Raw genomic sequence first — 14,541 nt, 5'->3', positions numbered from 1 at the left:
TTCTTTATTTTTAGACCTTACTTGCAAAAAGACTCACATCTTCTTCAGTAATTTCCTTTCCTCCCAAAATTAATAAACGCTCTACAACGTTTCTCAATTCTCGAATATTACCCGTCCAATCGTATTCCTTCAACTGATTAAGAGCTTCCGAAGTAAAAGTCTTTTTATTCGTTCCCTGTTCCGTAGCAATCTTTTCAGAAAAATAATCGACTAAAAGCGGAATATCATCCCTTCTTGAATTAAGAGAAGGAACCTCAATTAAAATAACAGCTAATCTATGATATAAATCCTCTCTAAACTTTTTATCTTCAATTTCCTGCTTCAAATCTTTGTTAGTAGCTGCTACAACGCGAACATTCACTTTAATATCTTTATCACTACCAACTCTGGAAATTTTATTTTCCTGCAATGCTCGAAGTACCTTAGCTTGCGCAGACAGGCTCATATCACCAATTTCATCAAGAAAAATAGTTCCGCCATTAGCGGCTTCAAACCTACCTGCACGATCTTTATTTGCTGAAGTAAAAGCACCTTTAACATGACCAAAAAGTTCACTCTCTATCAATTCTGAAGGAATTGCTGCACAGTTCACTTCTATCATAGGACCTTTAGAGCGATCACTTTTTTGATGCAACCAATGCGCAACAAGTTCTTTACCCGTTCCGTTTGGCCCTGTAATTAAAACACGAGCTTCTGTAGGCGCAACTTTTTCAATAATATCTTTAATACGATTGATCTCTTCAGACTCTCCAATCATTTGGAAATTTTTGCCTACTTTCTTTTTAAGTCGGGCATTTTCCTGCACCAATTCTTTTCTATCTAAAGCATTTCGAACGGCATTCAATAGCCTATTTAAATCTGGCGGTTTAGAAATATAATCAAAAGCGCCCATTCTCATGGTTTGCACTGCAGTATCTAAATCACCATGACCAGAAATCATCAAAAATGGAATTTCAGGTTTTATTTTGTTTGTAGCTTCCAACACCTCAACACCATCCATTTTAGGCATTTTAATATCACAAAGAACAAGATCGAAATCTTCTTTTTTGATCAATTCCATTCCTGCCAGACCGTCTTCGGCTTCAGTAACGTTATAATCTTTATTTTCTTCGTTTAGAATTTTTACAAGCACCCGTCGAATGGCTGCTTCATCTTCTATTAATAAAATTTTTGACATTAAAATAAGCTAAATTTAAGTCCGCTTCGCGCATAGAACGTGTTTACATCATTAATAGTATAAACATCATTCCTATCTTCATCACGTAAGCGAATATCATTTATAAGTGTATGGCCTGCATAAATGTAAAACGCGAGATGATCTGTGATGCTATATTCGTAACCCAAACCAGCCAAAACGATTGTCATCGACATACTATTAGCATGTTGATCACCCTGATCGAAAGGAGTCGCATCAAAATTATCCTGAACGTTTGCATAAAAGCCATCTAAAGTTACAAAAGCCTGCAAGACATTCCGGTCATTTACGTTATATTTTATATTAGTTTTAGGAATTCCAAGCATGTAAGACCATTGCGGTCTAAATTCTTTGTAATAATTAACTACAGGTAACGGAAATGGAAAACCCGCGGTTGTAGAATAATTTAACCCTAAAATTAATCGAGTCGCCTTCTCGACATTTTCTCCTTTTTTAATCCTGATTAAATAAATGGCTCCTTTATAGATCAAATCATCTTTAAGCAGTTCGTTTGTAGAAAAATTTGAAGCTGCTTTTGCTCCAGTTTGAATAGCTACTTTCCAGTCTTCATTCCAATTAAAAACATAGCCGAGTGTAGCGGTAAATGATTGAAATCTATTTAAGTGATAGGTTCCAAAATCGGTATTATCTTCAAACTTAAAATTTACATTTCTATATTCTAAACCAGGTACTAAATACGTTCCTTCTTTTCCTAATTCTATGGGAAAATTGGCGAATGTTCTATACCTTCTAAAAGAATTATCTGAACTTGATTGCGGAAAATAAGTATATTCTACTCTAGCCAAATCAGATAACTGAGCTTTTGTCGAAATTGTACTTAAAACGATCAACAATAAAAATAAAAGCTTCTTTAAAGGTTTTTTCATATCATTCTTTTTCAGTATTATTTGGATAAAACATGTGGACATCTCTTTGTGGGAATGGAATTGTAATTCCGTTTTGTCTAAAACTATCGTCTATTTTAAATCGCAATTCACTTTTAACTTTAGGATCTGTAAAACTATCGCTTAGATAAAAGTAAAGTCCAAATAGTAAAGCGGAGTCTCCAAAATCTTCAAATAAAACAAATGGTTTTGGCGTTTTTAAAATACCTTTTTGCTGTGTGACACAATCTAATAAAAGCTGCTGTACTTTTTTGGTATCGCTTCCGTAAGCTACTCCTACCTTTACATTCTCCCTTGTAGTTCGATGATTTTGAGTGTAATTATAAACCGTATCACTTATAAATTTGTGATTAGGTATTATCATTACTTTATCGTCTCTGGTTAGCGCCCTGGTTGTTCTCAATTTAATTTCGAAAACTCTGGCTACTTTATTTTCAATTTCGATAATATCTCCTACCAAAAGTGACTTATCTAAAATAATAAAAATACCACCAATAATATCCTGAAACAATTCTTGCAAAGCAAGACCAACACCAACGAATAAAGCAGCTGAAGCAGTAAGTAATATCGAAATATCGATACCGGTAGAACTCAAAGTGATTAAAATTACAATGAGATAAACCACATATTTTACAAACTTAAAGACACTTATAAACTTTAATTTATCCTCATCTAAAAGTTTACCAGCAATGAAATTACGAATAACACGCAGTAGCACTGAGGTTAATACGAAAACAAAAATTACTAGAATCACCGTTCCTACAGTTAATTCGAAAGGCTTTTCTAGTAAAGGAAAATTTAAGGCACTTTTAATATTCCCCCAAACATCCTGCTCTAATACTTCAGAAATTTGATTTGCTGTGTCGTTTTCTTGCATTCTAATATTTCAACCATTTATAAATTTCTTTATAACTGGCTTTTTTACCATACATTAATATCCCAACTCTGTAAATCTTGGCGGCAAGCCATACTACTCCCGCGTTGGTTATAAGCAATATAAGAATAGAAAGTGAAATTTCCCACCATGGCACTCCAAATGGAATACGCATTAACATAACTATAGGAGATGTTAGCGGAATCATGGAAAAAATAGTACTTACCGTTCCGTGTGGATTTTCTATAACGGCGAAAAAACCAACATAGATCCCGAGCATAAGCGGAATAATTACCGGAAACATAAACTGCTGCGTATCGGTTTCACTATCTACCGCAGCTCCTATCGATGCATAAATGGCACTATATAAAAAGTATCCTCCTAAAAAGTAGACCAGAAAATAAATGATTAAACTCAAGATTGGAAGATTGAGTACATCTGCTACAATCTGATTTATTTCTGGAATATTTATTTCATTAAGGCTTGCTTGCGAAGGTTGCGCATTCATTAGGTCTATCCCGAAGTATAGACCCGCAATGGTATACAAGATTCCGCCTAAAATCACCCAAATGGTAAATTGTGTAATTCCGGCTAGAGATGTTCCTAAAACTTTCCCTAGCATTAACTGAATTGGTTTGACAGAAGAAACTATAATTTCTATAATACGGTTTGTTTTCTCTTCAATCACCGATCGCATTACCATATTACCATAAATGATAATAAACATCATAAGTAGATAACCAGCTGCACCTCCAAAAAACATCCTAAGGTAATTCACCATTTTTGAAGTACGCTCTCCCGAGAAATTTTGTATTTCTACGTTAACTTTAGTTTTTGCTGAATCGATCTGACTTACATCAACACCTCTTGAGATCAGCTCATTGCGCTGCAATTTATCTGCAATTATTTTCTCTATATGCTGTACAGTTCCTAAACCTGGCGACTCTTCACCAAAAAATTCAACCCTACCGGTAAGTTCGTTATGATTATCGGCAGTAGGAATATGTATAAGGCCATAATATTCATTTTCACGAACAATTTTTTTAGCCTCTGTTAATTCTTTATCTGAAAAATTTAGATACTGCAAGTTTTCATCATCCTGAAATTCCTTCAGAAATAAACCTGTTTCATCGTGCAATCCGATAATTCGCTGCTCGCTGCTATTCAGCATACTCAAGTAGGCAATCAACGCAAACATTCCCACTAAAATTACAGGACTCAAGAATGTCATTACAATAAAGGTTCTATTGCGAACTCTTGCTAAATACTCTCTTTGAATGATAAGTCTTAAACTACGCATTATGAGTAACTGTTTTAATAAAAATATCGTTTACAGAAGGAATAACTTCTACAAAATGGTTGATTCTAGCCTTCGTTAATAAATACTGAATTAGATCGTTTGGACTATCCAAAGGATTAAGCTGAATGCTAACTTTTAAATCATCATTTATACTTTTAAATTGCGCTTTACCGATCTTGAATCTATCCTGAAGTTCTTTTAATAGCGCTTCCTCGTTCTCTGTCTCCAGACCAACTTCAAAAGTATTATTTTTATATTCCTTTTTAATTTCTGAAACTTTGCCGTCCAGCAATTTATTGGATTTATTAATTAAAGCCATATAATCACAAAGTTCTTCTACACTTTCCATACGATGGGTAGAAAATAAAATTGTGGCGCCCTTTTCCTTTAATTCTAAGATCTCGCGTTTTATGATATTGGCGTTTACGGGATCAAATCCGCTAAAAGGTTCATCAAAAATCAACAATTTGGGATCGTGCAAAACGGTAATTACAAATTGTACTTTTTGAGCCATCCCTTTAGATAACTCCTGGATTTTCTTATCCCACCAACCAGTAATCTCTAGTTTTTCGAACCAATACTTTAATCGCTCTTTCGCTTCAGCTTTAGAAAGTCCTTTTAATCTTGCTAAATACATGGCTTGCTCGCCAACTTTCATAGATTTATAAAGACCTCGCTCTTCTGGTAAGTAGCCAATATGCCGAATATCGTCTTGATGCAAAGGCTTACCGTCAAGATATACGCTACCTTGATCTGGCATGGTTATTTGGTTGATGATCCTTATAAATGTTGTTTTACCTGCACCGTTTGGCCCTAGCAAACCAAATATGCTACCTTTAGGGATGGTGATTGAAACATTATTTAGTGCAGTATAACCTCCAAACTGTTTGTAGATATTCTCTGCTACCAAGAGATTTTCCATAAATTTATTTTGAAGGTGTAAATATATTCAAATCCTAATAGAGACTTTAAAATTGCCGAGAATATTTAATCTGAGTATTTGTCATAAAAAAAGCCTGCTCTAAATGAGCAAGCTTAATAATTTAAATTTTATAAAATTCTAGTAAGAACTTGAAAAATAATCTGTTGTAGTTAGTAATTGATCTACTACATGCACTACTCCGTTTTTGGTTTCAATGTCACTGCTTATAATATTTGCACCTCCAATTGAAACACTATTTCCATTCATATCAGTATTAATCTTGATTGACTCATCTTCAGAAATGGCAATTACCTGAGAATCGTTAAATTGGTTTTTATAAACCTTCTCTGGTACAATATAATGTTTTACAAAATCGATTAATTTCGTTTTATTTTCAGCGCTGGTAAGTTCTGAAAGCTTACTTACTTTCATTTCACCAAAAGCATCATTGGTTGGGATAAAAATGGTAAATCCATCAGCATATTCCATAGAAGTATCTAAACCAGATGCTTCTAAGAAACTTAAAAAGATAGAAAATTGATCGTCATTTTGCGCCAGTTCTAAAGCTGAATAATTTTCAGTATCATCTACGGTAGAGAAGAATTCTTTTTCCTGAGCGAATGTAAAAGTTGTTATAAATCCTAACAACATCATTAAAAGTAAAGTTTTCTTTTTCATGATTTTATTTTTGTTTCCAGAAAAATAGAAAAGAAGAACCAACTAACGAAGACTTTTATAGCAGGTTTATAATAGGTTTAACGAGCCTGTTAAAAAAACAAAACCCACCCCTAAATAATTAAGGATGGGAAAAAAATTGCTATGAAAAAGAAAAATTATCACTAAAAGTCTTAGTGAGAATCAAATATATAAATTTTTTCTTAAAACCAAGGATCTAAGAAAACATATCTTTAACTTTTTCAAAAAATGATTTATCGCTTTTTTCGGGATTCGGCTGGAAGTTCTCGTCATTAGCCATCTTCTCGAAAAATTCTTTTTGTTCTTTTGTTAGTGTTTTTGGTGTCCAAACATTTACATGAACTAGTAAATCTCCTTTACCATAACCGTTCAAATTGCTAACACCTTTACCGCGTAATCTTAGTATTTTTCCAGATTGAACTCCTGGTTCCACTTTGATACGCACTTTACCATTAACAGTATGGATTTCTTTAGAAGCACCTAAAGCAGCTTCAGAAATACTTACATAAAGATCATAGTGTAAATTATCACCCTCACGCTGTAAACTTTCATGAGCCTTTTCTTCTATAGCTACTAAAAGGTCTCCTGCAATTCCATTACCTGGAGCATCATTACCTTTTCCAGAAACTTTCAATTGCATTCCATCTTCAACACCCGCAGGTATTTTAATAGAAACCATTTCTTCCTGAACTTTTAGACCCTGTGCATCGGCATCAGCAGGCTTTTGATCTATCATCTGTCCGCTACCTCCACAAGTCGTACAAGGAGAAGCCGTTTGCATTCTTCCCAGAATCGTATTAGTAACACGGGTTACCTGTCCCGTACCATTACAAGTTGAACAAGTTTTGTAGGTTGTGCCAGCTGCCTGAACTTTTCGCTTTACTTTTATCTTCTTCTCGACACCATTAGCAATTTCTTCTAAAGTTAGAGAAACTCGAATTCTTAGATTGCTACCTTTGGCACGACGTTGACCACCGCCACCAAAACCACCGAAACCGGAGAATCCGCCGCCGCCAAAGCCGCCACCACCGAAGATATCACCAAATTGGCTGAATATGTCGTCCATATTCATACCACCTCCGCCGCCTCCGCCGAAGCCGCCGTCGAAAGCCTGATGACCAAATCGATCGTATTTTGCGCGTTTTTCTTCGTTTCCTAAAACTTCGTAAGCTTCAGCTGCTTTCTTAAATTTATTCTCAGCTTCTGTATCACGGGATTTTTATCAGGGTGATATTTGATCGCCATCTTACGATAAGCTTTCTTAATTTCAGCTGCAGATGCACCTTTACTTAAACCTAATATGTCGTAATAATCTTCTTTCATGTCTAAAATTTGTTATTTTTCAAGATGTTTCGGTTTACTTACCGGTAACAACTTTTGGATAACGAATTATGCGCTCCCCTAATTTATATCCCTGCTCTACAACATCAACGATTTTTCCTCTAAGATCGTCGCTAGGAGCCGGAATTTGAGTTATCGCTTCGTGAATATCAGCATCAAAAGCATCTCCTTTATTTACTTCAACAGGCTCTAAACCTTTATTTTTAAGTGTTTCGCTAAATTTGGTATGGATCAGCTCAACTCCTTTTAAAAGGTTTTTGTCTTCTGTTTTCCTAATTTCAATTAAAGCTCTGTCAAAATCATCAAGAACTGGCAACATTGCAATCATCACCTCCTGATTGGCTGTTTTAAACAACTCTAACCTTTCCTTAGAAGTACGCTTTTTGAAGTTTTCAAATTCAGCAAAGAGACGTAAAAATTTATCTTTCTCTTTTTGTACTTCTTCTTTTAATTTATCAGTTTCAGAAATTTCTTCCTCGGCATTATCGTTATCCTCAGCCTTTTCGGCTTGCTCATTCTCCACTTCGTCGATTGCTTTATCGATATTTTCTTCTACCTGATCTTTTACAGAATTTTGATCCTTATCGTTAGCTTTCTTTGTCATTGTCTTAATATCAATTTTTGATGCAATAGTATAGACAAATTTATTGCCATTCCTAGGATTGTGTCAAAATGTCACAGATATTTTTTAATATTATTTTAGTACAATTATTTTTATTTCATTGTACTTTTGCCGCTCAACCAAATTGCAAAAAACTAAATTTCTAAAAAGATGAAGAAAAACATTGTAAAAGGATTTATGGCGTTAAGCCTTATCGTAGGTCTAGGAAGTTGTAAAAACAACAACGGGCACGAAACATCTGCTGAAGATGCTAAAGAGGCAGCAGAAGCAACTGCTGAATCTATGGAGTATACAGTAGATACTACTGCATCTACCATTAGCTGGATTGGAGAGAAGCCAACTGGACAACATACTGGAACTATCCAAGTTTCTGATGGTACTTTTATGGCAAACGATAGCATTATCGAAAGCGGAAACTTTACTATTGATATGACTTCTATTGAAGTTACTGATTTAGAAGGTGACGATAAGAAAAGCTTAGAGGCTCACTTAATGGGTACTGTTGAAGGTAAAGAAGGTGATTTCTTTAACGTAAACGAATATTCTGATGCTTCTTTTGAAGTTACTGGAATTTCTGAAACTGAAGGAAAAATGATGTTAGAAGGTAATCTTACTATTAAAGAAGAAACTAAAAACATTTTTTTCCCAGTGTCTATTAATAAAACTGATAACGGATACGAAATCTCTAGTGAAGAGTTTAAAATCGATCGTACAAACTGGAACGTAAATTACGGTTCTAAATCTGTATTTGATGGTTTAGGTGATAACTTCATTTATGATGACATCACTTTAAAATTAGATATTAAAGCGAATAAGAAAGCTTAATTTTATCTAAGTTAAGATTATAAAAAAAGGCTAGCAATTTAAATTGCTAGCCTTTTTTTATTTATTGTATTTTGATTTTATAGTAAATCATCTAAAGCTGGTTGTAAATGAAGATACTGAAAATGGTATCCCTGTTCTTCAATTTTCTTACTACTTACTAATTGGCTGGAAAGTAACAGCGTTGCCATCTCACCAAAATAAGTTTTTAGCACAAAACCGGGTACATTAGGCAACCAAAGTGGTTTATTTAATTGATTTGCCACTTCTTTAGTCATTTCTTTATTAGTTACAGGATTTGGTGCAACACCGTTAAAAGTTCCGCTTAGGCCATTTTCGAGGACGTACATAAAAATGTTGGTTAGATCACTAATATGAATCCAAGATTGCCATTGTTTTCCAGTACCTAAAGGAGCTCCGATGTTAAACTTCACAGGCTCTTTCAGCTTTTCTAGCATTCCGCCATTTTTAGCCATTACCAAACCAATTCTAATCTTAGAAACTTTTAAGCCTAAATCTTTAAAGTTGTCAACGGCACTTTCCCATTTAACGACCACATCTCCTACGAAAGAATCATCTATAGCATCTTTGTCTTCAAAATAAAGCTTTTGCAGTGAGCTTGGATACACTCCAATAGCACTAGCAGATACTATTTGCTTAATTTGATGGTCATTTTTAGATAAGGTGTTACAAAGAAGATTTGTACTTTCTACACGACTATTTAGAATTTTGCGCTTATTTTCATCTGTCCAGCGCTGGGCAATACTAGCACCTACTAAATTAATAATAGCATCTACATTATCGATTGCTCGTTTATCGATTTCACCCTTTTGAGGGTTCCATAGAAATCCCCGATAATGATCTTTATGCTGAATCTTATCTTCACTTGTGGTAAGATAATTTACATCAATGCCTTTTTCATGACATAATGCTGAAATTTTAGTACCGATAAGGCCGGTTGCTCCAGTTATTAATACCCGCATTTTTTTCTTTTGAAGATACTGTTTATCAATTAACCCCAGAATTGATTTAGCGAGGTTTAACAGCTAATAATCCTAATTTTTAACGGCTCTTAACATTTCTCTTTTACCAGGAGGTCCAGGCAATCGCTCTACCTGAAATCCTACAGCCTGCATCGCTCTGCGAACACTGCCCTTAGCGGCATAAGTTACTAATACACCCTTACTTTTTAAAGCATCGAACATTTTCTTAAAAATAAGCTCTGTCCACAATTCTGGTTGTAGCCTGGCGCCAAAGGCATCAAAATAAACAATATCGTAAGATTCCTGGTCTTCTATTTCCTGAAATATTTTTTGCTGTTTTCTTAAACTGAAATTAGATGCTATTTCACTGAATTCTTCCCAGTCTATTTGATGCATCTTATTAAAGATATCATCGGCTTTTTCGAAATTTGGCAAAACTGAAGCATAATCTAAGACCGCCAATTCTTCAGGCTTTACCGGATATGCTTCTACTCCGGTGTAATTTACTTTAAGATTGGTGGTATAAAAATAGGTAAGTAAAGCATTTAAGCCAGTGCCAAAGCCTATTTCTAAAACAGAAAGTTTAGATTTTTTATTTTCAGCAACCCAAAAATCCAATCCCATTTTAATAAAAACGTGCATTGCTTCTTGTAAAGCCCCGTGTTTAGAATGGTATTGTTCGTCCCATTCTGGAATATGAATGGTGGACGAGCCATCACCGGTTTTAATAATTTTTCGTTCCAAAAACTATTTCTTTAAAAGCACACCATTTGCTAAAAATGCAAATTCGTGCTTTGGTTCTGTAATCGATTGGATTTCTTCTTCAGATTTACCAGCATCTTTAGCGTAATGCTTTTGATCTTCAACAGAAACCTCCTGAATAAAAGCCTTTCCCTCAACGACAACTTCTTTACCTTCTATATCTTTTGGTACAAAAAATTCGTAATTCTTAAATTTAACGCTCACATCTTCATCACCGGGAATTTCTAAATCCATCCAACAACCTTTCATTTTGCAAACCGCATTTACTGTAGAGGTAAAACTCGTAGCAATCGTATCGCCAGGTTTTAGCTTCTTATAATCTTCAGCAATAGCTTCAGCATCCACTGCTCCTTCCGCAGAAATTTCTTCCCCATAGCTCGCGTATGCTAGCTCATTATTTTCTTTTTCCTGAACTTCAACTGTATTTTCAGCTTCTACTTTCTTTTCTTCAGAATTTTTACAAGCCAGAATTGAACAGCAAATTAGTGCTGAATAGATTAGTTTTTTCATAAGTAAAATAGATTAGTTAGCTATTTATAGCATCAAAATTACCAAAACTTTAGATTTTAAATTTGTTTTTATTTAGGTAAATTTGAAGTTCTTAAATAATACAAAATGGAAAACATCGCAACTAAAGTAAAAATCACTAAAACATCTTCTTCTAAATTATCTACTACAGATTTTAGCAATCTTACATTTGGTAAAGTTTTTACCGACCACATGATGGTTTGTGATTATAAAGATGGTTCCTGGCAAACACCCGAAATTGTTCCTTATGGACCGCTAATGATGGATCCATCTGCAAAGGTTTTTCACTATGGCCAAGCCGTTTTTGAAGGTATGAAAGCCTATAAAGATAATGATGATCAAATTTGGCTTTTTAGACCAGAGCAAAATTTTGAGCGAATTAATAAATCTAGTAATCGTCTTGCAATTCCTGAATTCCCTAAAGGTCATTTTTTCAATGGGTTGGAAGAATTATTGAAATTGGATAAAGAATGGATCCAAAAAGGATTTGGGAATTCGATGTATTTACGCCCTTTTGTAATTGCAACCGAAGCTGGAGTGTCTGCCTCTCCTGCAACTGAATATAAATTTATGATCCTATGTTCTCCTGCACAGGCTTACTACAGTGGCGAAGTACGAGTTAAAATCTCTGAAGATTATAGCCGTGCTGCCGATGGTGGCGTTGGTTTTGCAAAGGCAGCAGGTAACTATGGTGCTCAATTCTTCCCTACAGATATCGCACATAAAGAAGGATACCAGCAAATTATCTGGACCGATGCAAATTCGCATGAATATCTGGAAGAAGCAGGTACAATGAATGTTTTCTTTAGAATAGGAGATAAACTAGTAACTGCACCTACCAGCGATAGAATTTTAGATGGTATAACTCGTAAAAGCATTATCGATCTTGCAAAAGATGCTAATATAGAAGTTGATATTCGTAGAATTAAAGTTTCTGAAATTATAGAAGCAGCTAAATCTGGAGAGCTGAAAGAAATCTTTGGATCTGGAACTGCTACCGTGGTTACTCCTATCTTAGGATTTGGTTATAAAGGTGAAAAACACGAATTGCCTAGCATAGAAGATTCTTATGCGAATTCCTTTAAGGATCGCTTATTAAAAATACAATACAATCAGGCTGAAGACAAATTTGGATGGCGACATGCCGTTAAATAATTCTGATTTTAAGTTTTCTATAAAATGCGCTGAAATTCAGCGCATTTTTATTTTAAATATCTTCCCTCCCTTTAACACAGACTAAATATTTCGATTAAAAAAAAATACATAAGTTTGTCGGGATCTGGAAAAAGGAATATGAGTTGAGATACGCTTTTATATTAATATTATTCTGCTGCTTTTCGGTATCTGCTCAAAATGACAGTTTAAGCCGTTTTCCTGTTCGCGATTCTACACAATTAGCGAAAGATCTTAGTTTCTATAAACGACTGCAAGAAAGGACTAAAAATAGCAAGTTTACTCGTATGCTTTATGATTTGATGTTTGACCCTGTAGATCCGGCAAATTCTAAAAAAGCAACTAAAAAGATAGAAGATCAATTACAGCGAGATTTTAAGCAATATCAGGGCAAATCCATAAGAGATATTAAGATTAATTCTTTAGACCCTTTTGGCTATAGCGAAAAGGATACTGCAGTGCGCCCAACAAAAGGCATCCAAAAAATAGGAAATGTTCTACACGCGCGCACCAAAAGTTTTACTGTTAGAGGGCTTTTGCTAATCGAAAAAAATACTAAGCTGGATTCTTTACAAATACTGGAATCTGAACGTGTCCTTAGAGCTCAGAAATATATTAGACGTGCACTAATTCGACCTGTTATCTTAGAAGACGATCCTGATAGCGTAGACCTATATGTTTATGTCTTGGACAGCTGGAGTTTATCTGTAGACGGGGATGTATCCAGCCGAAAAGTGGAATTAAGAATTCGGGAATATAATAGCTTCGGTTTAGGACATCAAACCACATTAGCATATAAACAAGGATATGATGATGAAATTGGCTTTGGGTATACCGTTGGATATCGAGCGCAAAATTTATTCGACACCTATATTAATGCTGAAGCAATAAGAGATCTGGAAGTCGACAAATCATATAAAAATTACGCGAGCATAGATCGAGAGTTTTACTCTCCTTACGCGCGCTGGGCCGGCCAACTTAGTATGCGGGAAAATCTATATAAAGAAAATATTTATCATCAGGAGTTAGATACCTTATTAAGAGAGCCTTTAAAATTTAGAGATTTTAATGCCTGGGGCGCTTACGCCATCCCAATTGCTAATAAAGATTCTGAAGAAAAACTACCTACTAACTTAGTTATTGCAGGACGATTTACGAAACGATTCTACATGGACAGGCCGGGAGAACAGATCGATTCGGTTTCTTATTTTACCAATAGTAATGTTCTTTTGGGATCTATAGGGGTTAGAAATATAAATTTTACCCGTGATCGCTATATTTTTAGAAATGGTGATATCGAAGATATTTCTCTTGGTTACAGCTATATTCTGAATGCCGGAGTACAGCGAAATTCAAGTACTCAAAATTTTCTATATCTGGGAATAGATTTAACTTTTTCAGACTATCTTAAAAATTTTGGATACCTGGCGACCAATATTGGCTACGGAAGTTATTTTAGAAATGGCGCCGCAAGACAATCCTTATTCAGATTAGAAAATACCTACTTCACTCCTATTTTCAGAATCGGAAGTTGGTTTTTTAGACAGTTTATAAAAACCAATATGGTAGTAGGCATTAAGAGAAAAGACTTTATAAATGATAGAATATCAATAAATGACGACGATGGCATTTACGGTTTTGACACGCATGAAGTTTATGGAACGCGAAAATTTGTATTTAACTTCCAAACCCAGTCTTATGTTCCTTTTAACTGGCTAGGTTTTAGGATGAGTCCGTTTGTTAATTTCGATTTAGGTTTTATTGGTGAAGAACCCACCCCATTTTTCCAAAATGAGCTTTATACCAAATTTGGATTAGGCGTTTTAATAAGCAATGATTATTTTGTTTTTGACAATATTCGCTTATCCTTCGCCATTTTCCCGAATATCCCAGGGAGAGGTCGTAACGTCTTAGATTTCGATGTGAATACCGATAATCAATTTAGATTAGAAAATTACCGCTACGAGCCTCCGCATATCTTAGAATTTCGATAACTTATTTATCAAGAATAGCTTTAATATTGGGTTTGAAATAATTTGGCCCTTTTAGAACTTTACCATCTTCTCGATATATAGGTTTTCCATCAGCACCTAATTTACTCATATTGCTTTTCTGTATTTCTTCAAAAACTTCTTCAATTTTATGTTGCATCCCGTGTTCTAAAATAGTTCCGCATAAAATATACAGCATATCACCAAGAGCGTCTGCTACCTCAACCAGGTCATTATTTTCCGCAGCTTCTAGATATTCTTCATTTTCTTCCTTCATTAATTCAAAACGAAGTTTGTTTTTTGCTTCGCCCAAACTGGCTTTTGGATGTTCACTAACCCCTAAACCAAATGCATTATGAAATTGTGTAACATCTTCGATTCTTTTTTTCATGTGTTTTTTAGCTTATTCATTTAAATTTGCATAAAA

14 protein-coding genes and 1 pseudogene are annotated in these 14,541 nt (G+C 34.7%); 3 read left to right on the top strand and 12 right to left on the bottom strand.

Annotation, left to right across the window (positions count from 1 at the left end):
- Window positions 1-10: 10 nt before the first annotated feature.
- From QWY91_RS00530 to QWY91_RS00495, 8 genes and pseudogenes are all read right to left on the bottom strand, one after another.
- Window positions 11-1,177 carry a sigma-54-dependent transcriptional regulator gene (locus tag QWY91_RS00530; RefSeq protein WP_290230618.1) on the bottom strand — a complete coding sequence of 389 codons (1,167 nt, stop codon included), beginning with the start codon at window positions 1,175-1,177 and terminating at the stop codon, window positions 11-13.
- The gene (locus QWY91_RS00525) at window positions 1,177-2,082 is read right to left on the bottom strand and encodes a DUF6268 family outer membrane beta-barrel protein (protein ID WP_290230617.1); all 906 of its coding nucleotides are present in this window, start codon (window positions 2,080-2,082) and stop codon (window positions 1,177-1,179) included. Before QWY91_RS00525 ends, QWY91_RS00530 begins: the two co-directional genes overlap by 1 nt.
- Before the next feature lies 1 nt (window position 2,083).
- Window positions 2,084-2,977, bottom strand: a complete 894-nt coding sequence (locus QWY91_RS00520) for a mechanosensitive ion channel family protein (protein WP_290230615.1) — start codon at window positions 2,975-2,977, stop codon at window positions 2,084-2,086.
- A gap of 1 nt (window position 2,978) precedes the next feature.
- On the bottom strand, window positions 2,979-4,274 hold the full coding sequence (locus QWY91_RS00515; protein ID WP_290230614.1) for an ABC transporter permease: 1,296 nt from the start codon (window positions 4,272-4,274) through the stop codon (window positions 2,979-2,981).
- Entirely contained in the window at window positions 4,267-5,196 is a 930-nt protein-coding gene (locus QWY91_RS00510; protein ID WP_290230612.1) for an ABC transporter ATP-binding protein, read from the bottom strand. The genes QWY91_RS00515 and QWY91_RS00510 overlap by 8 nt, the downstream gene beginning before the upstream one ends.
- A 138-nt stretch (window positions 5,197-5,334) precedes the next feature.
- Window positions 5,335-5,874 carry a fasciclin domain-containing protein gene (locus QWY91_RS00505; protein WP_290230610.1) on the bottom strand — a complete coding sequence of 180 codons (540 nt, stop codon included), beginning with the start codon at window positions 5,872-5,874 and terminating at the stop codon, window positions 5,335-5,337.
- A 214-nt stretch (window positions 5,875-6,088) separates the two neighbouring features.
- A pseudogene (gene dnaJ, locus QWY91_RS00500) lies at window positions 6,089-7,215 on the bottom strand (molecular chaperone DnaJ).
- Window positions 7,216-7,249: 34 nt separating this feature from the next.
- Window positions 7,250-7,837, bottom strand: a complete 588-nt coding sequence (locus QWY91_RS00495) for a nucleotide exchange factor GrpE (protein WP_290230608.1) — start codon at window positions 7,835-7,837, stop codon at window positions 7,250-7,252.
- Window positions 7,838-8,005: 168 nt separating this feature from the next.
- On the opposite strand from QWY91_RS00495, the gene QWY91_RS00490 reads away from it, so the two are divergent.
- Complete coding sequence (locus QWY91_RS00490) at window positions 8,006-8,680, top strand: YceI family protein (protein WP_290230606.1); 675 nt, start codon at window positions 8,006-8,008, stop codon at window positions 8,678-8,680.
- A gap of 77 nt (window positions 8,681-8,757) precedes the next feature.
- On the opposite strand, the gene QWY91_RS00485 is transcribed toward QWY91_RS00490, so the two are convergent.
- The 3 genes from QWY91_RS00485 to QWY91_RS00475 form a co-directional block, all read right to left on the bottom strand.
- Window positions 8,758-9,660 (bottom strand): TIGR01777 family oxidoreductase, encoded by a 903-nt coding sequence (locus QWY91_RS00485; RefSeq protein ID WP_290230605.1) that lies wholly within the window; start codon window positions 9,658-9,660, stop codon window positions 8,758-8,760.
- Between the two features lie 72 nt (window positions 9,661-9,732).
- On the bottom strand, window positions 9,733-10,404 hold the full coding sequence (mnmC2, locus tag QWY91_RS00480; RefSeq protein ID WP_290230603.1) for a tRNA (5-methylaminomethyl-2-thiouridine)(34)-methyltransferase MnmC2: 672 nt from the start codon (window positions 10,402-10,404) through the stop codon (window positions 9,733-9,735).
- A 3-nt stretch (window positions 10,405-10,407) separates the two neighbouring features.
- Window positions 10,408-10,932 (bottom strand): DUF4920 domain-containing protein, encoded by a 525-nt coding sequence (locus tag QWY91_RS00475; RefSeq protein ID WP_290230600.1) that lies wholly within the window; start codon window positions 10,930-10,932, stop codon window positions 10,408-10,410.
- Between the two features lie 105 nt (window positions 10,933-11,037).
- Between QWY91_RS00475 and QWY91_RS00470 the strand changes: the two genes are divergently transcribed.
- Complete coding sequence (locus tag QWY91_RS00470) at window positions 11,038-12,105, top strand: branched-chain amino acid aminotransferase (RefSeq protein ID WP_290230598.1); 1,068 nt, start codon at window positions 11,038-11,040, stop codon at window positions 12,103-12,105.
- Window positions 12,106-12,248: 143 nt separating this feature from the next.
- Window positions 12,249-14,117 (top strand): BamA/TamA family outer membrane protein, encoded by a 1,869-nt coding sequence (locus QWY91_RS00465; protein ID WP_290230594.1) that lies wholly within the window; start codon window positions 12,249-12,251, stop codon window positions 14,115-14,117.
- 1 nt (window position 14,118) lies between these two features.
- Here QWY91_RS00465 and QWY91_RS00460 read toward each other — a convergent pair whose 3' ends face one another.
- A complete protein-coding gene (locus tag QWY91_RS00460) occupies window positions 14,119-14,505 on the bottom strand; it encodes a pyrophosphohydrolase domain-containing protein (RefSeq protein WP_290230591.1) in 387 nt (128 codons plus the stop codon).
- Window positions 14,506-14,541: the final 36 nt, after the last annotated feature.

The sequence above is a fragment of the Zunongwangia endophytica genome (assembly GCF_030409505.1).
Classification (GTDB): domain Bacteria; phylum Bacteroidota; class Bacteroidia; order Flavobacteriales; family Flavobacteriaceae; genus Zunongwangia; species Zunongwangia endophytica.
This window is presented reverse-complemented; position numbering and strand designations above follow the sequence as displayed.